This is a genomic window from Sphingomonas sp. NPDC079357 (assembly GCF_044901155.1).
GTDB lineage: Bacteria > Pseudomonadota > Alphaproteobacteria > Sphingomonadales > Sphingomonadaceae > Sphingomonas.
In genome coordinates this window covers 279,490-302,187 of the sequence record NZ_JBJDOM010000003.1, presented here as the reverse complement: position 1 = coordinate 302,187, position 22,698 = coordinate 279,490, and the positions used below count along the sequence as shown (strand labels likewise).

The 22,698-nt window shown below is 67.9% G+C and carries 18 protein-coding genes and 1 tRNA gene; 15 read left to right on the top strand and 4 right to left on the bottom strand.

What is annotated here, in order from left to right; genetic code table 11:
* Nucleotides 1-88: 88 nt before the first annotated feature.
* Nucleotides 89-1,534 carry a methyl-accepting chemotaxis protein gene (locus ACI2JO_RS13080; protein WP_404721127.1) on the bottom strand — a complete coding sequence of 482 codons (1,446 nt, stop codon included), beginning with the start codon at nucleotides 1,532-1,534 and terminating at the stop codon, nucleotides 89-91.
* A gap of 166 nt (nucleotides 1,535-1,700) precedes the next feature.
* Between ACI2JO_RS13080 and ACI2JO_RS13075 the strand changes: the two genes are divergently transcribed.
* The 9 genes from ACI2JO_RS13075 to ACI2JO_RS13035 all read left to right on the top strand — a co-directional run bounded on the left by ACI2JO_RS13075 (nucleotide 1,701) and on the right by ACI2JO_RS13035 (nucleotide 14,169).
* The gene (locus tag ACI2JO_RS13075; RefSeq protein WP_404721126.1) at nucleotides 1,701-2,108 is read left to right on the top strand and encodes a DUF4126 domain-containing protein; all 408 of its coding nucleotides are present in this window, start codon (nucleotides 1,701-1,703) and stop codon (nucleotides 2,106-2,108) included.
* 88 nt (nucleotides 2,109-2,196) lie between these two features.
* Entirely contained in the window at nucleotides 2,197-2,556 is a 360-nt protein-coding gene (locus ACI2JO_RS13070) for a DUF2934 domain-containing protein (RefSeq protein WP_404721125.1), read from the top strand.
* 69 nt (nucleotides 2,557-2,625) lie between these two features.
* Complete coding sequence (gene glgX / locus ACI2JO_RS13065) at nucleotides 2,626-4,722, top strand: glycogen debranching protein GlgX (RefSeq protein WP_404721124.1); 2,097 nt, start codon at nucleotides 2,626-2,628, stop codon at nucleotides 4,720-4,722.
* Entirely contained in the window at nucleotides 4,719-6,407 is a 1,689-nt protein-coding gene (gene treZ, locus ACI2JO_RS13060) for a malto-oligosyltrehalose trehalohydrolase (RefSeq protein WP_404721123.1), read from the top strand. The genes glgX and treZ overlap by 4 nt, the downstream gene beginning before the upstream one ends.
* A gap of 151 nt (nucleotides 6,408-6,558) precedes the next feature.
* Entirely contained in the window at nucleotides 6,559-8,421 is a 1,863-nt protein-coding gene (gene malQ / locus ACI2JO_RS13055) for a 4-alpha-glucanotransferase (protein WP_404721122.1), read from the top strand.
* Entirely contained in the window at nucleotides 8,418-10,721 is a 2,304-nt protein-coding gene (gene treY, locus ACI2JO_RS13050; RefSeq protein WP_404721121.1) for a malto-oligosyltrehalose synthase, read from the top strand. The genes malQ and treY overlap by 4 nt, the downstream gene beginning before the upstream one ends.
* Before the next feature lie 185 nt (nucleotides 10,722-10,906).
* On the top strand, nucleotides 10,907-11,551 hold the full coding sequence (locus tag ACI2JO_RS13045) for a DUF47 domain-containing protein (protein ID WP_404721120.1): 645 nt from the start codon (nucleotides 10,907-10,909) through the stop codon (nucleotides 11,549-11,551).
* Between the two features lie 18 nt (nucleotides 11,552-11,569).
* Nucleotides 11,570-12,583, top strand: coding sequence for an anion permease (locus ACI2JO_RS13040; protein WP_404721119.1), 1,014 nt, complete (start codon nucleotides 11,570-11,572; stop codon nucleotides 12,581-12,583).
* Between the two features lie 125 nt (nucleotides 12,584-12,708).
* Nucleotides 12,709-14,169, top strand: coding sequence for a DUF4403 family protein (locus ACI2JO_RS13035; RefSeq protein ID WP_404721118.1), 1,461 nt, complete (start codon nucleotides 12,709-12,711; stop codon nucleotides 14,167-14,169).
* A 102-nt stretch (nucleotides 14,170-14,271) separates the two neighbouring features.
* Here the strand turns inward: ACI2JO_RS13035 and ACI2JO_RS13030 are convergent, their stop codons facing one another.
* A complete protein-coding gene (locus tag ACI2JO_RS13030; protein ID WP_404721117.1) occupies nucleotides 14,272-14,946 on the bottom strand; it encodes a hypothetical protein in 675 nt (224 codons plus the stop codon).
* A gap of 155 nt (nucleotides 14,947-15,101) precedes the next feature.
* Entirely contained in the window at nucleotides 15,102-16,589 is a 1,488-nt protein-coding gene (locus tag ACI2JO_RS13025) for a replicative DNA helicase (RefSeq protein ID WP_404721156.1), read from the bottom strand.
* A gap of 83 nt (nucleotides 16,590-16,672) precedes the next feature.
* On the opposite strand from ACI2JO_RS13025, the gene ACI2JO_RS13020 reads away from it, so the two are divergent.
* From ACI2JO_RS13020 to ACI2JO_RS13010, 3 genes are read left to right on the top strand one after another with little or no spacing between them, the layout of a single operon-like run.
* Complete coding sequence (locus ACI2JO_RS13020) at nucleotides 16,673-17,155, top strand: UPF0262 family protein (RefSeq protein WP_404721116.1); 483 nt, start codon at nucleotides 16,673-16,675, stop codon at nucleotides 17,153-17,155.
* 31 nt (nucleotides 17,156-17,186) lie between these two features.
* On the top strand, nucleotides 17,187-17,861 hold the full coding sequence (locus tag ACI2JO_RS13015) for a glycoside hydrolase family 25 protein (RefSeq protein ID WP_404721115.1): 675 nt from the start codon (nucleotides 17,187-17,189) through the stop codon (nucleotides 17,859-17,861).
* Nucleotides 17,854-18,300 carry a cytidine deaminase gene (locus tag ACI2JO_RS13010; RefSeq protein WP_404721114.1) on the top strand — a complete coding sequence of 149 codons (447 nt, stop codon included), beginning with the start codon at nucleotides 17,854-17,856 and terminating at the stop codon, nucleotides 18,298-18,300. The genes ACI2JO_RS13015 and ACI2JO_RS13010 overlap by 8 nt, the downstream gene beginning before the upstream one ends.
* A 385-nt stretch (nucleotides 18,301-18,685) precedes the next feature.
* Here ACI2JO_RS13010 and ACI2JO_RS13005 read toward each other — a convergent pair.
* A tRNA-Leu gene (locus ACI2JO_RS13005) sits at nucleotides 18,686-18,769 on the bottom strand.
* A 109-nt stretch (nucleotides 18,770-18,878) separates the two neighbouring features.
* On the opposite strand from ACI2JO_RS13005, the gene acs reads away from it, so the two are divergent.
* The 3 genes from acs (at nucleotide 18,879) to ACI2JO_RS12990 (ending at nucleotide 22,692) form a co-directional block, all read left to right on the top strand.
* Nucleotides 18,879-20,816, top strand: a complete 1,938-nt coding sequence (acs, locus tag ACI2JO_RS13000) for an acetate--CoA ligase (RefSeq protein ID WP_404721113.1) — start codon at nucleotides 18,879-18,881, stop codon at nucleotides 20,814-20,816.
* Nucleotides 20,813-21,664: a formyltetrahydrofolate deformylase gene (gene purU / locus ACI2JO_RS12995; RefSeq protein WP_404721112.1), complete on the top strand. Its 852-nt coding sequence runs from the start codon at nucleotides 20,813-20,815 to the stop codon at nucleotides 21,662-21,664. Before acs ends, purU begins: the two co-directional genes overlap by 4 nt.
* A gap of 83 nt (nucleotides 21,665-21,747) precedes the next feature.
* Entirely contained in the window at nucleotides 21,748-22,692 is a 945-nt protein-coding gene (locus ACI2JO_RS12990) for an alpha/beta hydrolase (RefSeq protein ID WP_404721111.1), read from the top strand.
* Nucleotides 22,693-22,698 lie beyond the last annotated feature (6 nt).

The following is a 22,698-nucleotide window of genomic DNA, read 5'->3' as shown; positions in this document are numbered from 1 at the left end:
ACTCCCCTGCGCAGGAAGCACGGATGGGCTGGGTTCCGCCGCAACAATGCCGCGTCGTCGGTCGGGGCCTTGCCCCGCCGCGCTGGAACTAGAACTCCGACCACTCCTCATCCGCCACCGCCAGCGCCGTCCCGCGCGTGCCGGTGACCGGGCGGCGGGCGGAGCGCGCCAGATCGCGGCCAGCCTGCGCGGCGCGCGCCTGAAGATCGTGGACGGGCGAAGCCGGTGCGGCAGCGGCAACCGCGATCGGGCGCGCCGCGGTGGCGGTGCGGAAGCGCGCGACTTCGCTCGTCAGGCGGTCGGCCTCCTCGGCAAGGCTGCGCGCGGCGGCGGTGGCTTCCTCGACCATCGCGGCATTCTGCTGCGTGACGCCGTCCATCTCCGAGACGGCGGTGTTCACCTGCTGCAGGCCGGTCGCCTGATGCTCCGCCGATTGCGCGATCGTCGAGACGAGTGTGCTGATCTCGCCGATGCGGGTGATGATCCGCTGGAGCGCCTTGCCGGTCTCGCTGACCAGCGTCACGCCAGCCTCGACCTGCTCGGAAGAGGCATTGATCTTGGTCTTCACGTCCTTGGCGGCATCCGCCGAGCGTTGCGCGAGCGCGCGAACCTCGCTGGCGACGACTGCGAAGCCCTTGCCCGCGTCGCCGGCACGCGCCGCCTCGACACCCGCGTTGAGCGCCAGCAGATTGGTCTGGAAGGCGATCCCGTCGATAACACTGATGATCTCGCTGATCTCCGACGAGGCGCGCTCGATCCCGCCCATCGCATCGACCGCGCGGCGCACGACGTCACCCGAGCTTTCCGCCTCGGTGCGGGCGTCGACCACCGCGTCATTGGCGCGGCGCGCACCGGCAGCCGTCTCGCGCACGGTAGTGGTGATCTCGTCCATCGCCGCGGCGGTTTCCTCGAGCGAGGCGGCCTGCTGCTCGGTGCGCTGCGACAAATCGTCCGACGCCTGACGGATGTCCGCCGCGCCGCTGCTGATGCCATTGGCGGCGGTCGTCACCGCGCCGATCGCGTCGGACACCGCCGCCATCGCGCGGTTGAAGTCGTGCCGGAGCGCTTCGTAATCGGGCGTGAACGGCCGTTCGATCTTGTAGGTCAGGTCGTTGTCGGCAAGCCGGCTGAGCCCGGTGCCGAGCGCCTCGACCACCTCGCGCTGCGCCGCCGCGGAAATGGCGAGCGCCTTGCCGTTGTCGCGGAAGACCGCCATCGCCTTGGTCATGCGCCCGACGCAATCGCGCGAATCGGTGTAGCGGATCGGGCTGTCGTGGTCGCCACGCGCCAGACCTTCCATCCGCACCACCGTATTGACATAAGGATCGCAGACCAGGGCACGCGAGACGATGGCGACGATCGCGACCAGTGCCACGGCGGCCCCGGCGATCGCCATTGCCGGCCCGCCGACCAGCACGCCCGACGCCAGCGCCGCCGTCGCCGCGAGCGAAACGAGCGAGAGCCCGATATACACAAAGGCCAGCGCAAGGAACTTCGTTCGAACGGGCGCCACATCTCGAAACCAGGTAATCATCACCAACTCTCCGCAGCGCTCGACGCATGGATGAGCACCGCGAAATCAATAGCGGCCGTCACTAAACATTATATAAATGATCGAGATCAGCTTCGCGATGCGCGACAAGGGTGCAACCTCGACGTCGCTGCGCGGTTAGATCGCAGAACTTCGTGGAGTTTTTTTCATGCTGCGGTCGATGCTGATGGGTGCAGTGGCCGGCGCGCGCGCGATGACGCCGCTGGCGGCGCTCGCTGCGACGCGTGGCGGGATGCGTGCACCGGTATTTTCGGCCGGATCGTTGATGCTCGCGACGGGTGAACTGGTCGGCGACAAGCGGCACGACGCACCCGATCGTATCGTTCCTGCCGGGATCGCGGGACGACTCGTCAGCGGCGCCATCGCCGGTGCGGCCTGTGCGCGCCGCGACGATCGCGTGGCCGGCGCGCTGGTTGGCGCCGCGGCGGCGGTGGTCGCCTCGCATCTTACCTTTCGGTTGCGGCAGGCGGCGACGCGGCGCTGGGGGCAGACCGCCAGTGGATTGATCGAGGACGGGCTGGCGATCGCAGGCGCGGCGGTGCTGGCGCGCGTCTGATCTCGGCAACGTGTTTTTCTTGCAGGCGCGTGCGACGATCCGCGCGTTCGGGAGTTTTGGCGGGCAGGGATCATAAGGGGAAAAGCTCATGGCCGACGATCGTCACGCCCGGATCAGCGAACACGCCTACCGGCTGTGGCAGCAGGAAGGTGAGCCACGCGGCCGCGATCAGGCCCACTGGGATGAGGCCGAGCGCGCCTTCGCCGGAGAGGGGCCGGTCGCCGACGAACCCGATCCGCAGGCCGGCGATGCCGCGGCCGACGCGGTAGCGGAAGAGACGCCGGCGGGCAGCGCCGATTTCGCCGCCCCCGCGCAACCCGCGGGTGCCGCCGACGCGCCCTCCGAGGTTTCACCCCCCGCCGCCGCCCCCGCCCCTGCTCCGACCGCAGCGCCCACCAAGCCGGGTGCCGCCAAGAAGCCGGCGACGCGGCGCAAGCGCACGTCCTGACGCACCGGCGCGCCCGTTCGCGCCAACCCGAGGTTACCGCGTCCTTTTCCTCCTGACGGGAGCACATCGTTGCACGACCTGCCGGACCGGCTCTTGCCGGGATCGCCCTATCCGCTTGGCGCCACCTTCGATGGCGAGGGGGTCAATTTCGCGGTCTTTTCCGCCAACGCCGACGCGATCGATCTGTGTCTTTTCGACAGCGCGGGCAAGCGCGAGCTGAAGCGGCTGCCGCTGACCGAATGCACCGACGAGGTGTGGCACGGCTATCTGCCCGACGTCGGGCCGGGGCTCGTCTACGGCCTGCGCGCGCACGGCCGCTATGCGCCCGAGGAAGGGCATCGCTTCAACCCCAACAAGCTGCTGCTCGACCCCTACGCGCGCCGCATTCAGGGGCAGATCAAATGGACCGATGCGCTGCACGGCTATCGCATCGGGCACCGCAAGGAAGACCTGTCGTTCGACAAGCGCGACAGCGCGCCTGCGATGCCCAAGGCGGTGGTGGTCGACGATCACTGGGACTGGTCGCGCGACCGGCGGCCGAACACGCCGTGGTCGGAGACGGTGATCTACGAGGCGCACGTCAAGGGACTGACCAAGCTGATGGAGCTGGTGCCGGCGCGCGAACGCGGCACCTATGCCGCGCTGGGGCATCCGGCGGTCATCAAGCATCTGCAACGCACCGGCGTGACCGCGATCGAACTGCTGCCGATCCATACCTTCACGCAGGACCGTTTCCTGCAGGAAAAGGGCCTGCGCAATTACTGGGGCTATAATACGCTCGGCTTCTTCGCCCCCGAGCAGAGCTATATGGCGACCGAGCATCAGGACGAGCTGCGCCGCGCGGTCCACCGGCTGCACAAGGCCGGGATCGAGGTGATCCTCGACGTCGTCTACAACCACACCTGTGAGGGCAGCGAGAAAGGCCCGACGCTGTCGTGGCGCGGGCTCGACAACGCCAGCTATTACCGGCTGGTCAAGGACAACCCGCGCTACACGATCAACGATACAGGTACCGGCAACACGCTCAACATGAGCAAGGCGCGCGTGATCCAGATGGTCGCCGACAGCCTGCGTTACTGGGCGACCAGCTTCGGCATCGACGGCTTCCGCTTCGATCTCGGACTGACGCTGGGGCGCGAGGAGCATGGCTTCGATCCGGGATCGGCGTTCTTCGACGTGCTGCGGCAGGACCCGGTGCTCGGGCGGCTGAAGCTCATCACCGAGCCGTGGGACGTCGGGCCGGGCGGCTATCAGCTCGGCAATTTCCCGCCGGGCTTTGCGGAGTGGAATGACAAATATCGCGACACGGTGCGTGAGTATTGGCGCGGCGAGCCGGGCAAGCGCCCCGACCTCGCGGCGCGGCTGGCGGGCTCCGGTGACCTGTTCGACCGGCGCGCGCGGCGGCCGTGGGCGAGCGTCAACCTGCTCGCGGCGCATGACGGCTTCACGCTCGCCGACACGGTGATGTACGAGGAACGCCACAACGAGGCGAATGGCGAGGACAATCGCGACGGCCACTCGCACAATGCCTCGTGCAACTGGGGCGTCGAGGGGCCGACCGACGATCCTGCGGTCAACGACGCGCGCGGGCGCGTGATGCGCTCGATGCTGACGACGCTGATGACGTCGCTCGGCACGCCGATGCTAGTCGCGGGCGACGAGTTCGGGCGCACGCAGCAGGGCAACAACAACGCCTATTGCCAGGATAACGAGATCAGCTGGCTCGACTGGAAGGCCGCAAACACGCCCGAGGGTCAGGCGCAGATCGACTTCACCGGGCGGCTCGCCGAACTCAGGCGGCGGTTCGTGGTGCTGCGCAGCCCGACCTTTCTGTACGGCGAGGAAACCGCCGATGGCGGCGTCAACGACATCGAATGGTGGGACGAGCGCGGCGAGCAATTGTCGCCCGAGGACTGGCAGAACCCCGATGGCCGCGCGCTGATGATGCGCCGGGCGGCGCGGACTGAGACGGGTGAGATCGCGGCGGTGTCGTTGTTGCTCAACGCCTCGGGCGATCCGGTGACCTTCACCCTGCCCCCGCCGGAAGCGAAGCGGATCGTACTGATCGACAGCGCGAAGCCGGAGCAGGGCGAGATCGAGATCGACAACAGCTACGAGGTCGCGCCGCAGGGGGCGGTGCTGGTGACGTGGACGAGCGCGGCGTGACGCGCTGGGGTCCGGAGCCGCTGGCGGACGGCGGCACGCGCTTTCACCTGTGGGCACCGGATGCAGACGGCGTGACGCTGGAGATCGATGGCGCGGAGGCGGCCGCGATGGAGCGCGGCGTGGACGGCTGGTTCGCGCTCGGCCGCGCCGGGGGGCCGGGCACGCGCTATCGCTTCCGCATCGGCGAACAGGTGGTGCCCGATCCGGCGTCACGGCTTCAGTCGGGCGGGGTGCACGGGTGGAGCGTGGTCCCGGAGACCCGCTACGACTGGCAGCATCCCGAGTGGCGGGGCCAAGCGTGGCACGAGATGGTCATTCTCGAATGTCACGTCGGGACACTCGGCGGGTTCGCGGGTGTTATCGAGCGGCTGCCGGCGATCGCCGCGGCAGGAATCACCGCGATCGAATTGATGCCGGTCGGCGCGTTCGGCGGCACGCGCGGCTGGGGCTATGACGGCGTGCTTCCCTATGCGGTGCAAGAGGATTACGGATCGCCCGCCGAGCTGCGTCGGCTGGTCGACACCGCACACGGTCTGGGCGTCAGCGTGTTTCTCGACGTGGTCTACAACCACTTCGGGCCGGACGGGAATTACCTCGGCGCCTATGCCGCCGACTTCTTCGATGCCGCTGTGCATACGCCGTGGGGCGGCGCAGTGGCAGTCGAGCGCGAGCCGGTAGCGCGTTTCTTCGTCGACAATGCGTTGATGTGGCTGCGTGATTACCGGATCGACGGACTGCGCTTCGATGCGGTGCACGCGATCGGCAATCCGGCGTTCCTCGACGCTATGGCGGCGGAGATCCGCGCCGCCCTGCCCGACCGCCACGTCCATCTGGTGCTGGAAAATGAGGAGAATGACGCCGCGCGGCTGCGCGATGGCGGGTTCGATGCGCAGTGGAACGACGACTTTCACAACGTCATGCACGTCCTGCTGACCGGCGAGACCAGCGCCTATTACGCCGACTTCGCGGATCGCCCGGCCGAGCGGCTGGCGCGGTGTCTGGCCGAGGGGTTCATCTATCAGGGCGAGGGCTCGGCCAACCACGACGGCAAGCCGCGCGGGAGCGCGAGCGCGCATCTCGCGCCGACGCGCTTCGTGGCGTTCCTCCAGAACCACGATCAGGTCGGCAATCGCGCAATGGGTGAGCGGTTGATCGCGCTGACCGACAAGGCGAAGCTGCGCGCGGCGACCGCGCTGCTGCTGCTGTGCCCGCAGGTGCCGTTGCTGTTCATGGGCGAGGAGGACGGCAGCGCGACACCGTTTCTGTTCTTCACCGACTTCCATGACGAATTGGCCGATGCGGTGCGCGAGGGGCGGCGCAAGGAATTCGCCAAGTTCGACGCCTTCGCCGATCCGGATGCGCGCGCGCGTATCCCTGATCCCAACGCCGAGTCGACCTTCGCGGCGTCGGTGCCGCAGCCGGGGCTGGAGGCGGACGCGTGGCGGGCGTTCTATCGCGACGTGCTGACGTTGCGGCGCGAGCGCGTCGTGCCGCATCTGGCGGGTGCGGTGTCGGTCGGGGCGCAGGTGCTGGGCGAAGCCGCGGTGATGGCGCGCTGGCGGTTGGGCGACGGAACGACGCTGGGGGTCGCGATCGATCTGGGCGACGAGCCGGCGACGCTGCCGGGTGGCGCGGACCCGCTGTTCGTCGAAGGCGAGCGGTTCGTGGCGTGGATCGAGGCGTGACTCCCTTGTTCTCGTCACCCAGGCGCCGGCCAGGGTCCTACCGCGCATGCGACGTCCGTGGTTCTGCTTGGCTCTGGACCCCGGCCCGAGACCGGGTGACGGTCAGTAGCTGGTCGCACCCTCTCCTTTTTCTTCCAACCGCGTTGCCAGCATGACGCTCTCCGAACGCGTCGCCTCCGCCGGTCTATCGCGCGACTGGGAGGATGCCGACGGCCGTCCGCAGCGGGTGACCGACGACGTGCTGGAGGCGATCCTTGCGTGCCTCGATACCACGACGCCCGAGGTCCCGTTCCTCTCCGCCGATGCCGGTCGCGCGATCGAGCTACCGGACGGCGTGACCGGCGACGCCGAGCTGCTGCTCGACGATGGCAACCGGCTTGCGCTGACGATCGCGGCGGACGGTACGCTACCGCCGGTCGAGCGCGTCGGCTATCATCGGCTCCTCGCCGGCGGGCGCGAATATACGCTCGCTGTCGCCCCGCGACGCTGCGCGCTGCCGAAGCGCGGCTGGGGCGTCGCGGTGCAAGTGCCGAGCCTGCGGACCGGCAGCGACAGCGCGTTCGGCGATGCCGGCGCGCTGGTCGAGGCTGCCGCGTCGTTCGCGCGGGTCGGGGCACAGGCGCTGGCGATCAGTCCGACTCACGCTTTGTTCCCCGCCGATCCGACGCGTTTCAGCCCCTATTCGCCTTCGACGCGGCTGTTCCACAACGTGCTGCTCGCCGACCCGGCGCTGATCGGCGTGCCGTTGCCCCCTGCCCGCGCGAGCGCGTTGATCGACTGGCCGCAGGCGGCGCGCGAGCGGATCGCGCAATTGCGCGCGTCGTTCGACCTGGCGAGCGAGGGCGCGCTGTCGGCGGCACGCGCCTATCGGCGGCAGCGCGGCGCGGCGCTGGAAGCGCATGCGCGGTTTGATGCGCTTCACGCGGCGCTGGGCGGGCATGGCTGGCAGGACTGGCCCGCCGCCTATCACGATCCGAACGGCGAGGCGGTGATCCGGTTCGCCGCCGAACATGAGCGCGACATCGCCTTCTACGCCTTCCTGCAATGGCTCGCCGATCTCGGGCTGGCGACCGCACAGCGCACCGCGAAGGAGCGCATGGCGACCGGCGTCATCGCCGACCTCGCGGTCGGAATGGACGCGGGCGGCAGCCATGCGTGGAGCGCGCGCGACGAATTGCTGACCGGGCTGACGGTCGGCGCGCCGCCCGATCCGCTCGGGCCGGGCGGGCAGAATTGGGGAATCACCGCGCTCGACCCGTTCGCGATGCGACGCACTGGCTTCCGCGCGTTCATCGAGACTGTGCGCGTCGCGCTCGCGCACGCCGGAGGGATCCGCATCGACCATGCGCTGGGGCTGGAGCGCCTGTGGGTGATTCCGGCGGGTGCGGATGCCAGCGAAGGCGCGTATCTGAAGATGCCCGGCGCGCATCTCCGCCGGATCGTCGCGATCGAGGCGCACCGAGCCGACGCGGTGGTGATCGCCGAGGATCTCGGCACCGTGCCGCCCGGTTTTCGCGACAGTCTGGCCGAGCGATGCATGCTCGGGATGCGCGTGCTGCCGTTCGAGCGTGATGCGGAGGGCGGCTTCTTGCCCCCCGCCGAATGGGACGAGGCGGCGGTGGCGATGACGGGCACGCACGATACGCCGACGCTCGCCGGCTGGTGGAAGGAGCGTGACATCGACTGGGCGGAGAAGCTGGGGCGCAGCGGCGCGGATCGTTACCGACGCGCCGTCGAGCGGACCGCCTTGTGGAAGGCGATGGGCAAGCCCGGCGACCCGCCGGCCGGGCCACCGGTCGATGCAATGATCGCGCATGTCGCCAGCGCGCCCTGCCCGCTGGCGATCGTGCCGTTCGAGGATCTGCTCGGGCTGGAGGAACAGCCCAATCTGCCGGGCACGATCGACGAACATCCCAACTGGCGGCGGCGGATGGACGCACCCACCCCCGCCCTGCTCGCGCGCCGCGACGCTGCGCGCCGCATTGCCCTGCTCAACGCGGAGAGACACGCATGACGACGCCCCGCGCCACCTATCGCCTCCAGTTCCACGATGGCTTCACCTTCGCCGATGCCGAGGTGTTGGTGCCGTATCTCGACGATCTCGGCATCAGCCACGTCTATGCCTCGCCGGTCACCACCGCCGCGCCGGGCTCGACGCACGGCTATGACGTGGTCGACCCCACGACGATCAACCCCGAGCTGGGCGGCGAGGCCGCGTTCCGGTCGCTGGTCGCGGCGCTGCGCGCGCGCGGCATGGGCATCATCATCGACATTGTCCCCAACCACATGGGCGTTGCCGGTGACAGCAACGCCTGGTGGCAGGACGTGCTGGCGCGCGGGCAGGACAGCGAACATGCCGCGGTGTTCGACATCGACTGGCGCGAACGCATCGTGCTGCCGGTGCTCGGCGCGCCGTTGTCAGAGACGCTGGCGAACGGCGACCTTACGCTGGAGCGTGACGGTGCGCGCTGGACGATCGTCGCTTATGGCGAACACCGCTTCCCCGTGCGCGACGCGGATCAGGATACTGCCGAGACGCTGCCGCTCGCCGAGCTGCTCGCCCGTCAGCACTACCGGCTCGCATACTGGCGGGTCGCGAACGACGAGCTGAACTGGCGGCGGTTCTTCTCGATCAATGAGCTGGCGGGGGTGCGGATCGAGGATCCGGCGGTGTTCGAGAAGACGCACGCGCTCTACTTCCGGCTGCGCGACGAAGGGCTGATCGACGGGGTACGCGTCGATCACGTCGACGGGCTGACCGATCCGATCGGCTATTGCCGCGCGTTGCGGGCGCGACTGGGCGATGACGCATGGATCGTAATCGAGAAGATCCTCGCTGCCGGCGAACCGCAGCCGCTCGGCTGGGGGGTCGACGGCACGAGCGGCTACGACTTCATGGAACAGGTGGCGAGCCTGCTCCACGATCCCGCGGGTGCCGAACCGCTGGGGGCGCTGTGGGAGGAGATCAGCGGGCGCAGCGCGTCGTTTGAGCCCGAGGAGTTCCAGGCGCGGCAAGACCTGTTGTCGTGGCAGTTCAGCGGGCAGCTCGACGCGTGCGTCGCCGCCTTCCACGCGGTTGCCCCAGAGGGCGTGACCGCCGCGATGTTGCGCCGCGCGATGGAACGGTTGCTGTGGGTGTTTCCGGTGTATCGCACCTATGGCCCCAATGCGCCCGCCAGCGACGACGCGATCCGCGCCGAGGCGCGCGCTCGGGTCGCCGAGCTGATCCCGCCGGGCGAGACGCAGGTCGTTGATCTGGTGCTGGCGTGGCTGGCGGGGGACGGGCCTGCTGAAAGCGCCGACGCGGTGCGGCGCTTTCAGCAACTCTCCGCGCCGATCGCGGCCAAGGCGGTGGAGGATACCGGTTTCTATCGTTACGGCCGCTTGCTGTCGCGCAACGACGTCGGCTTCGATGCCGAACGGATGGGGATGTCGCCGGATGACTTCCACGCGCTGATGCAGGCGCGCGCACGCGACGTGCCGCACGCGATGCTGACCACCGCCACGCACGACCACAAGCGAGGCGAGGACACGCGCGCGCGGCTCGCGGCGGTCAGCGCACATCCTGATGCGTGGCGCGAGGCGGCGCTGGCGTGGCTGGACCGTGATGATGGCGGGGTCGACGATGCCGACCGCTACATGCTGTTCCAGACGCTGGTCGGCGCGTGGCCCGAGGATGGCGCGAACGGCGGTTTCGTGGAGCGCGTGACGGCGTGGCAGCAGAAGGCGCTGCGCGAGGCGAAGCTGCGTTCGTCATGGGAAGCGCCCGACGAGGAATATGAAGCGGCAGCGGCGGCACTGGTGGAGGCACTTCCCGCCGATGCCAAGGCGCTGGCGTTGATCGCGCGCACTGTTGCGATGCTAGACTCGACCGCGCGCGCCAATGCGCTGGCACAGATGCTGCTGCGCTACACCGTGCCGGGAGTGCCCGACCTGTATCAGGGAACCGAGTTCGCCGATCTCAGCCTCGTCGATCCTGACAATCGCCGGCCGGTCGATTACGACGCACGCCGTGACGCGCTGGCGGACGACGCGCCGGCCAAGCTGCGGCTGATCGCCGATCTGCTGCGGTTGCGGCGCGACGATCCCGCGTTGTTCGCCGAGGGAGATTATGCGCCCGCTCACGTCGAGGGGCCAGATGCGGCGCACGTGCTGGCGTTCGAGCGGCGGCACGAAGGGCGCGTGCTCCGGGTCGCGGTCGCGCTCCACGGCCGACACATCGAGCGCGATACGCAGGTCACTTTCAGTTCGGGTAATCGCGCCGACGCCGCAGCGCTGTTCGGCAGCGAGGTGATCTGGTACGAACGCGGCTAAGCCGGTTTTCGCACGCCATCCCGATCGGGGACGGTGGCGGTCGGCACGGGAGACGGAATGCGCCTGCCGCAGCCCGGGAGTCACGCAATTGTCTTACATGGGGTGCACGGGCCGGCTTGGCGTCCCGGCATGTTCGTGCTTGGGGCGCCGCTTCTATTCTTGCAAAACGTTCGGGATGGAGTTTGATGTTCGCCTGGTTCCAGCGACTGTTGCCGAAGACCGGCAATTTCTTCGAGCAGTTCGAGGGACATGCCGCCATCGGCTTGGCCGCCGCACGCGCTACCGCGCAGCTGCTGGAGGGTGGACCGGACCGGCCCGCGCTGCTCGTCGAGATCAACAAGCGCGAAAATGAGGCTGATGAAATCACGCGGGACGTGCTGAAAAGCGTCCGCGCGACGTTTTTGACGCCGTTCGATCGCGGTGCGATCACCGCATTGATCGGCGCGCTCGACGATACGATTGACGAAATGTACGCCGCGGCCTCGGCGATCGACCTGTACGGCCTGACCGAATTCGCCCCCGAAATGCGCGAGATGGCACAGGTGGCGGTCGATGCCGCCGGGCTGGCGGTCGAGGCGATGCCGCTGCTGCGCGACGTCAGCCGCAACGGGCCGCGGCTGCACGAATTGACCGAGCAACTGATCCGGCTGGAAGGCCGTGCCGATGATTGCCACGCCGCCGGCCTGCGCCGCTCGCTGGAGCAATATGGCAAGAACGACACGCTGCGCTTCGTCGTCGAGCGCGATATTTACAAGCATCTGGAGCGAATCCTCGATGCGTTCGAGGATGTCGCCGACGAGATCGACGGCATCGTCATCGATCACGCCTGACATCCGATCGACGCACCCATGCACGAACTCGCCTTTCCGTTAATGGTCGGCCTGATCCTGGTCGCGCTGGCGTTCGATTATCTGAACGGACTGCACGACGCCGCCAATTCGATCGCGACGGTGGTCGCCACACGGCTGCTGTCGCCGGTGCAGGCGGTCCTGTTCGCAGCCTTCTTCAACTTCGCCGCCTATTTCCTGACGCTGGCCTTTCCCAGTCTCCATGCGGTGGCGGAGACGATCGGAAAGGGACTGATCGACAAGGATGTCATCACCCCCGCGGTGATCTTCGGCGCGCTGGGCGGTGCGATGACATGGAACGTCATTACCTGGCTCAAGGGCATTCCGTCGTCGAGTAGCCACGCGCTGGTCGGCGGGCTGGTCGGCGCGGGCGTCGCGCATGCCGGGATGACCGGGGTGAAATGGGCCGGGCTCAACAAGACGTTGCTCGCGATCGTCCTGTCACCGGTGATCGGCATGTTCCTCGCGATGGCGGTCATGCTGCTGTCGAGCTGGGCGCTGCGCCGCTCGACCGCACCACAGGCGGAGCGCAACTTCCGCGCGCTGCACCTGCTGTCGTCGGCGGCCTATTCGCTGAGTCACGGGCTCAACGACGCGCAGAAGACGATGGGGATCATCACCGTCCTGCTCTATTCGACCGGCTACCTCACCGGGCCGTTCGAGGTTCCGCACTGGGTGGCGATCTGCTGCTACGTGGCGATCGCGCTGGGCACGATGACCGGCGGGTGGCGGATCATCGAGACGATGGGGTCGCGGATCACGCGGCTGTCGCAGCACCAGGGATTCAGCGCGTCACTGGCCGGGTCGATCGTGGTGTTCAGCGCCTCGACGCTCGGCATACCGGTGTCGACGACGCATACCATCACCGGATCGATCATCGGTGCCGGCGTCTCGCGGCGCACCTCGGCGGTGCGCTGGGGTGTGGCGAAGAACGTGGTGGTGGCGTGGGTCATTACCATCCCGGCCTCGGCAGTGGTCGGCGCCTTGGTCTATTCAACGACGTTGCTGTTCTGAGCGGCGTGCCCCGGACTTGATCCGGGGTTGGCCGCATTCAGCATCAAGTACGAGACGGCGGCAGCGCTGCGGATCGAAACCGGCCGTTCCGGATTGGTAACGTCGATCAGTTGACGGAGACCGGCGTGCGGCGCGTGTTGCTCATTTTCGTGCTGCTCGTCGCCGGATGTGCCCGGCACGCGCCATCGCCCGCCCCGCCGCGCGTCGAAAGCACGATCGCGCCATTCCCCGATCAGACATCGACGATCGTCGTGCCGGTGACGGCGCGGCTCGAACAGCTTGAGCGCGGGCTCGACAAGGAAACGCCGCGGGTGCTCTGGACGATCAACGAGCATCGCGACACCTGCGTCAAGGGCAAGCGCGTCAATCTCGGCATCGGCAAGGTGAAGGTGACGCCCGACCTCGGCTGCCGACTGGTCGGGCAAGTGACGCGTGGCGCGATCCGGGTGGCGGGCGCGGGCGAGCGGCTCGACATCACCATGCCCGTCTCCGCGGTCATCCATGTCCGCGACATCGGCGGGGTATTGGGTGAAACCGTCACCGCGCGCGCGCTGGTGCACGCGACCGGCAAGCTGTCGATCGTCGGCAACTGGCAACCGCGCGCAAAGCTCGACCTCGCCTATAACTGGCGCGAGCCGCCGGGCATCGAGATCGCCGGACAGCGCATTACCTTCACCAGTCGTGCCGACGAGAAGCTGAAGCGCGTCGTCGCCAGGCTGGAGCGCGACCTGCCGCGCGAGGTGGCAAAGCTCGATCTGCGCGGGCAACTGGACGGCGCGTGGCGCCACGGTTTCACGGTGCTGGAACTCAGCAAGCGCAACCCGCCGGCGTGGATGCGCGTCGTGCCGCGCGAACTGGGGGTCGGCGGCTACCGGATCGCTGGCCGCCAGCTACAACTGACGCTGGCGGCCGAGGCGCTGACGCAGACCTTCGTCGGCAAGCGCCCCGCCGATCCCACGCCCACGCCCCTGCCGCCGCAGTCACGGGTCGCGGGGCCGCCGGGGCTGCGGTTCTTCATTCCGGTACTCGCCGATTATGCGCAACTGGAGCCGGTGGTGCTGCGGACGCTGCGCAAGCTGGCCGGCAAGGGCATCTCGCTCACCGGAGTCGGCCCGGTCGACGTCGATTTCGGCAAGGTCACGGTTTACGCAACGAGCAACAACCGGCTGGCGGTGGGCGTGGCGGCACGAGTCGTGCCGCGCGACCGTCGCTTTCCCGCGACCAGCGGCGAGGCGTGGCTGACCGCGCAACCGTACAATGACGAGAATTCCCAACTGGTGCGGGCGCGCGACGTGCAACTGGCAGCGGACACCGATTCGGACGCAGTCGATCTGATCGTCAGCCTCGTCGACGCGGCACCGGTGCAGCAGGCGGTGGCGCTGGCGTTACAGCACGATTTCGCACCCGATTATCAGCGGGTGCTGGCGAAGGCGCAGGCCGCGATCGGGGCGCGTCAGGAAGGCGATTTCTTTCTGTCGACCGACGTGACCAGTGTGTCGACCGGGCGGCTGCAGGTGACAGGCGCGGGGCTGTTCCTGCCGGTGCGCGCACAGGGCGCGGCCCGGATCGCCTATAAGCCGACGTGACAAACGGATCTTGCCGTCGTCGCGGATGATGCCGGGATACCGCTCGCGCCGCATTCCGCCGGGCGCGAGCGTACCGGCCTCAGATCCGGGACGGCTGCACCCTTAGAAGCGCCAGCCGAGCGCCAGTTGCACGATCGGCCAGACCTTCACTTTGTCGACATCTTCCTGGAGCGAGACGCGTTCACGCTCCAGCGCAGCCTGAAACGCCGGATCGTTGCGCAGCGTGCCCGTCGACCGGAACTGCTCGAGCCGGAACGCGCCCTGGAACACTGCGCCCAGTTCCGCACCGAAATAGAATCCGCGGCGGTTCTGCCCCGCCCAGCCGAGCGACAGCGCGGGCGCGAACTTCTTCGGCGTCGCGCGACCGCTGATCCGCCCGACCTCTTCGGCGGTATAATCTTCCTCGCCGATCTGGACGTCGTCGCCGGGGGTCAATCCGACATCGACGCGGTTGCCGTTGATCCGTGCGCCGGCCGAAAGCCGGAAGGCACCGCCGAACGGATGGACATCGACCATCGCGCCGTAGGATTGCAGGTGCAGCTTTGCGTCATAGCTGTTGCCGTCCGCTTCGGCGGTCCCGTTGGTGTTCAAGAAGCCGGCGGCCGCGCGTACGCCGACATGGTCGTTGAAGCGCACGCCCACTTCCGGGCCGATCCCCATCGTTCCCGCGGTGACAGCCGCGCGGATGTGCGTGCCGCCATCGGCGTTCTGCGCGAGCGCCGGCGCAGCAACCAGCAACGCGCCCGCCGCCGCGGCGACCTTCCAAATTGTCTTCATGTCGTCCCCTTACGATCGCCGCCCCCCGGCGGCGCGCGACGCCCATGCGCGATCGCGCCGGCTGCGTCTTCCTCCATATGGGTTAGCGCGGCGGTAACGTGACTCATTGTGGCAACGCGCCGTTCCGGCCCCGACGGATCGATCCGGGGTCCGGCCTAGAAGCCGGCGTAATCCGAGAAGCGCGTGATCGTCGGATCGAACTTGAGCACCACCTTGCCGGTTGCGCCGTGGCGCTGCTTGGCGACGATCAGCTCGGCGAGGCCATAGACGCGCTCCATGTCGGCGGCCCAGCGCGCATGATCCTCAAACACCTTGGCCTCGTCGCCCTCCATCGGGCGCTTGGGCTCGCGCTGCGCGGTGTAATAATCTTCGCGAAACACGAACCACACCATGTCCGCGTCCTGCTCGATCGAGCCTGATTCCCGCAGATCCGAGAGCATCGGGCGCTTGTCCTCGCGGCTTTCGACCGCGCGGCTCAGCTGCGACAGCGCCAGCACGGGGACGTTCATGTCCTTTGCCAAGGTCTTGAGCCCGCGCGAGATTTCCGAGATTTCCTGCACGCGGTTGCCGTCGCCCTTGCCCGAGCCGGTCAGCAGCTGGAGATAGTCGACCACCACCAGCCCGATCTCGTTGTTGTGCCGTCGCTGGAGGCGGCGGACGCGGGTGTGGAGCGAGGCGATCGTGAGACCGCCGGTATCGTCGATGAAGAACGGCAGATTTTCCAGCTCGGCCGCCGCCGCCGCGAGCTGCTCGAATTCGGCCTTGCTGATCTTGCCCATGCGCAGCGCCTCGGAGCTGATCCGCGACTGTTCGGCGAGGATACGCGTCGCGAGCTGGTCGGCGCTCATTTCGAGGCTGAAGAACGCCACCTTTGCGCCGACCGACTTCGACGGCGGGATGCCGTCGCGCATGTCGCGCATCCAGCGCTGCGCGGCGTTGAAGGCGATGTTGGTGGCCAGCGAGGTCTTGCCCATGCCGGGACGCCCGGCGAGGATCATGAGATCGCTGTGGTGCATACCGCCGATCTTCGAATTGACCGAGTCGAGCCCGGTGGTGACGCCCGAGAGATTGCCGCCCCAGTTGAGCGCTTTCTCGGCCATCTTGACCGCCATCGTGCTCGCCTGCGCGAAGCTCTTGACGCTGTTCTCGGCCCCGCCGTCCGCGGCGACGCGGTACAGTTCCTCCTCGGCGGCCTCGATCTGCGCGCGCGGGTTGACCTCCTCGCTGGTGTCCATCGCGCGGTCGACCATCGAATGGCCGACCGAGACGAGCGTGCGCAGCATCGCGAGATCGTAGATCTGTGTCGCGAACTGGCGGGCGCCGATCAGCCCCGCGCCCGAGCCGGTCAGGCTGGCGAGATAGGCGACCCCGCCCAGCTCCTTCATCCCCTCGTCCGCCTCGAACATCGGGCGCAGCGTAACGGGGGTGGCGAGCATGTCCTGCGATCGCAGCGACTTGATCGCGGCGAAGACGCGGCCGTGGACGGGCTCGTAGAAGTGCATCGGCTCGAGCCGGTCGACGATGTCGTCGGCCAGCCGGTTGTCGATCATCATCGCGCCAAGCATCGCAGCCTCGGCCTCGACGTTGCGGGGCAGGTGAACGGGTTCGGCCGAAGCCGGTGCGGGGAATGCCAGAGTCGCCATTTCCCCGGCATAGCCCATCGCGCCGCGCCGCATAACCGGGATCGACGTTGTCGCGGCGCGACTTCGGCTTTAACGGGACACGGATGGCCGATCCGCGGATCATCGACATCGAACTCGACGAGCGCACGATCCTGTGGCGCTCGGCCGATATCGAGCAGGAACGGCGGATCGCGATCTTCGACCTGATCGAGGACAACCACTTCGCGCCGCAACGCGAACAGCCCGACGGCTATGCCGGGCCGTATCGCGTCAAGCTGGGCGTCGAGGAAGGGCGCCTGGCGATCCACATCGCGCGCGAGAACGGCACGCCGCTGGAGACTTTGGTGCTGGGGCTGGCGCGGTTTCGACGGCCGATCCGCGACTATTTCGCGATCTGCGACAGCTACTTCCAGGCGATCCGCCAGTCGACGCCAGCGCAGATCGAGACGGTCGACATGGCGCGGCGGGGGATACACAACGAGGCGGCCGAGCTGCTGCGCGAGCGGCTGGACGGCAAGATCCATATCGATTTCGACACGGCGCGGCGGCTGTTCACGCTCATCTGCGTCCTGCACATCAAGGCTTGAGTTACTGATTATGTGGGGTTTGGGACGGCTCGTGCTGGTTCTGGCCGCGTTGGCGCTGGCCGGCGTGGCAGGGTGGCGGCTCGCGGTGCGCTGGGCGCCGGGTGTCGAGAAATATGCGGTGCAGGGCGTCGACGTGTCCGAAAATACCGGCACGATCGTCTGGCCGGTGCTCAAGGGAGCGTCGGGAGCGCGCTTCGGCTACGCTGTAGCGACGGTCGGTGCCACGACGCGCGACCGCAACTTCCAGGCGAACTGGGATGCGATGGCCAAGGTCGGGCTGAAGCGCGGCGCGCTGCACGTCTTCTCCTTCTGCCAGTCGCCGCGCGTGCAGGGTGACGTGTTCAACACCGTCGTGCCGCGCGACCTGAAGGCGCTGCCGGCCGCAATCGCCTTCGACTATGACGAAACCTGCACTGATCGACCGGAGCGCGCGGCGCTGGTCGCGGGCGTACGCGCGATGATCGAGCGGATCGAGGCGCATATGGGCAAGCCGGTGGTGCTGCGCATTTCGGAAGACGTCGAGGACGACTACCGGTTGACCGAGGCGCTGGATCGCAAATGGTGGGCGATGGGCAATTTCCTGAAGCCCGGCTATGGTACGCGACCGTGGTCCGTATGGCGCGCCAATGACATGCGCGGCGTCGACGGGGTCGATGGCCCGGTCAATTGGGATGTGGCGACGGAAGGAGCCTTCGAGAATGAGTGACGCGACCCGGCTGATCGAAGCCGCCCGTGCGGCGGCACGCCATGCGCACGCGCCCTACTCACGCTTCGCGGTCGGCGCGGCGGTGCTGCTGACCGATGGCAGCGTCGTGACCGGCGCGAATGTCGAGAACGCCAGCTACGGCCTGTCGCTGTGCGCGGAGACGGTGGCAATCGCGACCGTCTCCGCACAGGGACGGCTGCGTGAGGTGGTCGCGGTGGGCGTGATCGGCGGCGTGATGGACGCCGCGGGGCATGCGACCGGCGATGAACCGGTACGGCCATGCGGACGGTGCCGGCAGGTGCTCAACGAGGCGGCACAGCTCGGCGGACGCGATCTGGCGGTGCACTGCGCGGGCGCCGAGGGGGATGCGGTGGCGAGCTACCGGCTGAGCGAGTTGCTGCCGGATGCGTTCGGGCCGGGGGATCTGGGGATTTCGTGAGACGACGCGCAGGACCGCCGAACCACTTACCGTGTTCGTGCGGAGTCTGTCGAAGCATGTGGGCGAAGCGGAGCGCCTGAAACACGCACGTCGACAAGCTCAGTGCGAACGGATCGGATGGGTGGGATCGCGGACACATGCGCCGCCCTCCGCGCGAGCACCGGCGCGTCGAATCAACCTGCCTACTCAGGGGCGACGAGGGTTGGGGTGCACCTCCGACCCACCCCAAGCGCCATCGCCCCTGCGAAGGCAGCGGCCAATCGCTGTACCGTCCGGGTTGGGTGGTTGACACATGCGCCGCGCTGCCTGTGACCGCCGCCGTGCAGCACGACGCAGACATGGGCCCCTACCTGCGCAGGGGCGACCGGTGTCTTTGATTTTGGGGTGGTGCGGGCGGTCGGACTCGAACCGACATGTATTGCTACGGCAGATTTTGAGTCTGCTGCGTCTACCATTTCGCCACGCCCGCAGCGTGCGACCGGCGGCGCTATAGGACAGCATTTCGCCGCTGGCTAGGTGTCGCTGTCTTGACCCGTTACCCGCTTAGGCTTCATCGCAGATCGCCATAGGAGAGCTGCATGAGCGATAGCGTTTACCCCGCCCCCGCAGGCACCGACGACAGCATCGACCGCGCATACGCGGCGGCGGCGTGGCAACGCGCGGTCGACGATCCCGAAGGCTATTGGCGCGAGGAAGCGCAGCGGCTCGACTGGATCACACCCTTCACCCAGGTGAAGGACACGTCGTTCGATGAGGGCGACTTCCGCATCCGCTGGTTCGCGGACGGCGTGCTCAACGTCTCGGCCAATTGCGTCGACCGCCATCTGGCGACGCGCGGCGATCAGGTCGCGATCATCTGGGAAGGCGACGAGCCCGGCGAGACGAAGACGTTGACCTATCGCGAACTGCACCGTGACATGTGCCGCTTCGCCAACGTTCTCAAATCGCTCGGCGTCAAGAAGGGCGACCGCGTCACGCTCTACCTGCCGATGATCGCGGAGGCGGCGGCGGCGATGCTCGCCTGCACGCGTATCGGCGCGATCCATTCGATCGTGTTCGGCGGCTTCTCCCCCGACAGCCTCGCCAACCGCATTCAGGATTGCGATTCGACGCTGGTGATCTGCGCCGACGAAGGCTGTCGTGGCGGCAAGCGCGTGCCCTTGAAAGCCAATGTCGACAAGGCGGTCGCGCGCTGCCCGAGCGTCGAGCATGTCCTCGTCATTCGCCGCACCGGGGGCGACGTGGCGATGACCGAGGGACGCGACATCTGGCTCCACGACGCGCTGGACGGGGTGAGCGATGATTGCGCGCCCGAGCCGATGAACGCCGAGGACCCGCTGTTCATCCTCTATACGTCGGGATCGACCGGCAAGCCCAAGGGCGTGCTGCACACCACCGGCGGCTATCTGCTGTGGGTGACCAAGACGTTCAAGGACGTGTTCGATTATCGCGACGGCGAGATTTACTGGTGCACCGCCGATATCGGCTGGGTCACCGGGCATAGCTATGTCGTTTATGGCCCGCTGGCGAACGGCGCGACGACGGTGATGTTCGACGGCGTCCCCAATTACCCCGATCACGGGCGGCTGTGGGAGACGATCGACCGGCTGGGGGTCAACATTCTCTATACCGCACCGACCGCGATCCGCGCGCTGATGCGCGAGGGCGACGATTGGGTGACGCGCCACGATCGCGGGTCGCTGCGGCTGCTCGGATCGGTCGGCGAGCCGATCAACCCCGAGGCATGGACCTGGTACCACCGCGTCGTCGGCGGCGGGCGCTGCCCGATCGTCGATACCTGGTGGCAGACCGAGACGGGCGGTATCCTGATCTCCCCCCTGCCCTATGCGACCGACCTCAAACCCGGCTCCGCGACCATGCCGCTGCCCGGCGTGCAACCGCAGATCGTCGATGCCGAGGGCAAGGTGCTGGACGGCGCGGCGGAGGGCAATCTGTGCATCACCGACAGCTGGCCGGGGATGATGCGCACCGTCTGGGGCGATCACGATCGGTTCTTCCAGACCTATTTCAGCACCTATCCCGGCAAGTATTTCACCGGCGACGGCTGCCGCCGCGACGAGGACGGCTATTACTGGATCACCGGCCGCGTCGACGACGTCATCAACGTCTCCGGGCACCGCATGGGCACCGCCGAGGTCGAGTCGGCGCTGGTCGCGCACGCCAAGGTCGCCGAGGCGGCGGTGGTCGGGATGCCCCACGAGGTGAAGGGTCAGGGCATCTACGCGTATGTGACGCTCAACAGCGGTGTCGAGCCGTCCGAGGACCTGCGGACCGAATTGCGGCAATGGGTGCGCAGCGAAATCGGGCCGATCGCCAGCCCCGACGCACTGCAGTTCGCGCCCGGCCTGCCCAAGACGCGTTCGGGCAAGATCATGCGCCGCATCCTGCGCAAGATCGCCGAGAACGACACGGGTAATCTCGGCGACACCTCGACGCTCGCCGACCCGTCGGTGGTCGAGACGCTGGTCGCCGAACGGGTGGAACATGGGAAGTGACGAACGACCTGTATGTACTGCGGCTGTCGTGCCGCAACCGCCCGGGATTGGTGGCGGCGGTCGCCACGTTCCTCGCCGAGCGTGGCGGCGACATCACGGATGCGCAGCAATTCGACGACCGGCTGAACGAGCATTTCTTCATGCGTGTCGTCTTCGCGCTGGGGGAGAGCGATGCGACGGTGCTGCGCGCGGCCTTCGCGCCGGTCGCGGCGGCGATCGGCGCTGACTGGACGCTCCAGCCCAAGGCGCGGCTGCCACGCGTGCTGCTGATGGTATCGAAGTTCGATCATTGTCTCGGCGACCTGCTCTACCGGCAGCGACTCGGGGAGTTGCCGATGGAGGTGGTCGGCGTGATCGGCAACCATCCGCGCGACACACTGACCGTCGATGTCGGCACGGTGCCGTTCCACCATCTGCCGGTCACGCGTGACACCAAGCCGGCGCAGGAGGCGGCGGTGCGCACGCTGGTCGAGCAGACCGGCGCGGAGCTGGTGGTGCTCGCGCGCTATATGCAGGTGCTGTCCGACGAGATGGCGGCGTGGCTGTCGGGGCGGTGCATCAACATCCACCACAGCTTCCTGCCGGGCTTCAAGGGCGCCAAACCCTATCATCAGGCGCACGAGCGCGGCGTGAAGATGATCGGCGCGACCGCGCATTACGTCACCGCCGATCTCGACGAAGGACCGATCATCGCGCAGGATGTCGAGCCGATTGGCCATGCCGACACCCCCGACGATTTGGTTCGCAAGGGACGCGATATCGAGCGGCGCGTGCTCGCCGAGGCGGTACGGCTGCACCTCGAAGGACGGGTACTGCTAAACGGCGGACGCACGGTGGTTTTTCGCTGAGGCAGGGCTTGGCAGTCTCTTTAAGTTAGCGCTATCTTTTGGTGTCTCGCTGCGGTGGGACGCGAAAAGATAACGATGGAGGGATGGCCATGACGAGGCGCAAGGTTCGTAACGGGTGGGTCGCCGGCTGGGCAGCGGTGTTATTGGCGGGAGCGGCCGGCCCGGCGCTGGCGCAAGCGGACAGGATGACTCCGATCGCGACCCCGGCGCAGCCGACCGCGATCACGCTCGACACCGGGCCGCTGCCCGACGCACCGAACAAGGAAGCGTGGCACCGGCAATATGGCAGCACCTTCACGCGCAACGTGACGGTCGCGACGCTGACCCCGTTCCTCCCTGCCCCCGGCACCGCTACCGGTGCGGCGGTGGTGGTCGCGCCCGGCGGCGGGTTTCGCACGCTGTCGATGGAGAACGAAGGCTGGGACGTCGCCAAGGCACTGGCGAAGCGCGGGGTCGCGGCGTTCGTGCTGAAGTATCGACTCAACCAGACGCCGGCCGACATGCCCGGCTTCGAGAAGTCGATGGCGGAGATGTTCTCCGGGTCAGCGCCGCGACCGCGCGTCGACCCGGCCGCGATGACCGCACGGCTCGGGCCGCAGATCGCGGATGCGCGCGCCGCCTTCGCGCTGATCCGCCGCCGCGCCGGGGAGTGGAAGGTCGATCCCGACCGGATCGGGATGATCGGCTTCTCGGCGGGCGCGATGCTGACGATGGCGACGACGCTGGCCGGCGGAGACGCGAAGCCGGCGTTCGTCGCCGACATCTATGGCCCGCTCGGCGCGGTCAACGTGCCCGCCGACGCGCCGCCGCTGTTCATCGCGCTGGCGGCGGACGATCCGTTCTTCGCCAATGACGGCATCGGACTGGTCGACACATGGCGCGCGGCGAAGCGGCCGGTCGAGTTCCACCTCTACGAACAGGGCGGGCACGGCTTCGGCATGTACCAGAAGCCGACCACCAGCACCGGCTGGTTCGACGCCTATGTCCGCTGGCTGGGGATGCACGGTCTGCTGGCGAAGAAGAAGTAATCCTCA

Bases quoted from the DNA above. Each gene is read 5' to 3' on its own strand.
- ACI2JO_RS13080 (WP_404721127.1), bottom strand. From the start codon at position 1,534: ATGATTACCTGGTTTCGAGATGTGGCGCCCGTTCGAACGAAGTTCCTT.
- ACI2JO_RS13075 (WP_404721126.1), top strand. From the start codon at position 1,701: ATGCTGCGGTCGATGCTGATGGGTGCAGTGGCCGGCGCGCGCGCGATG.
- ACI2JO_RS13070 (WP_404721125.1), top strand. From the start codon at position 2,197: ATGGCCGACGATCGTCACGCCCGGATCAGCGAACACGCCTACCGGCTG.
- malQ (WP_404721122.1), top strand. From the start codon at position 6,559: ATGACGCTCTCCGAACGCGTCGCCTCCGCCGGTCTATCGCGCGACTGG.
- treY (WP_404721121.1), top strand. From the start codon at position 8,418: ATGACGACGCCCCGCGCCACCTATCGCCTCCAGTTCCACGATGGCTTC.
- ACI2JO_RS13045 (WP_404721120.1), top strand. From the start codon at position 10,907: ATGTTCGCCTGGTTCCAGCGACTGTTGCCGAAGACCGGCAATTTCTTC.
- ACI2JO_RS13040 (WP_404721119.1), top strand. From the start codon at position 11,570: ATGCACGAACTCGCCTTTCCGTTAATGGTCGGCCTGATCCTGGTCGCG.
- ACI2JO_RS13030 (WP_404721117.1), bottom strand. From the start codon at position 14,946: ATGAAGACAATTTGGAAGGTCGCCGCGGCGGCGGGCGCGTTGCTGGTT.
- ACI2JO_RS13025 (WP_404721156.1), bottom strand. From the start codon at position 16,589: ATGGCGACTCTGGCATTCCCCGCACCGGCTTCGGCCGAACCCGTTCAC.
- ACI2JO_RS13020 (WP_404721116.1), top strand. From the start codon at position 16,673: ATGGCCGATCCGCGGATCATCGACATCGAACTCGACGAGCGCACGATC.
- ACI2JO_RS13010 (WP_404721114.1), top strand. From the start codon at position 17,854: ATGAGTGACGCGACCCGGCTGATCGAAGCCGCCCGTGCGGCGGCACGC.
- acs (WP_404721113.1), top strand. From the start codon at position 18,879: ATGAGCGATAGCGTTTACCCCGCCCCCGCAGGCACCGACGACAGCATC.
- ACI2JO_RS12990 (WP_404721111.1), top strand. From the start codon at position 21,748: ATGGCCATGACGAGGCGCAAGGTTCGTAACGGGTGGGTCGCCGGCTGG.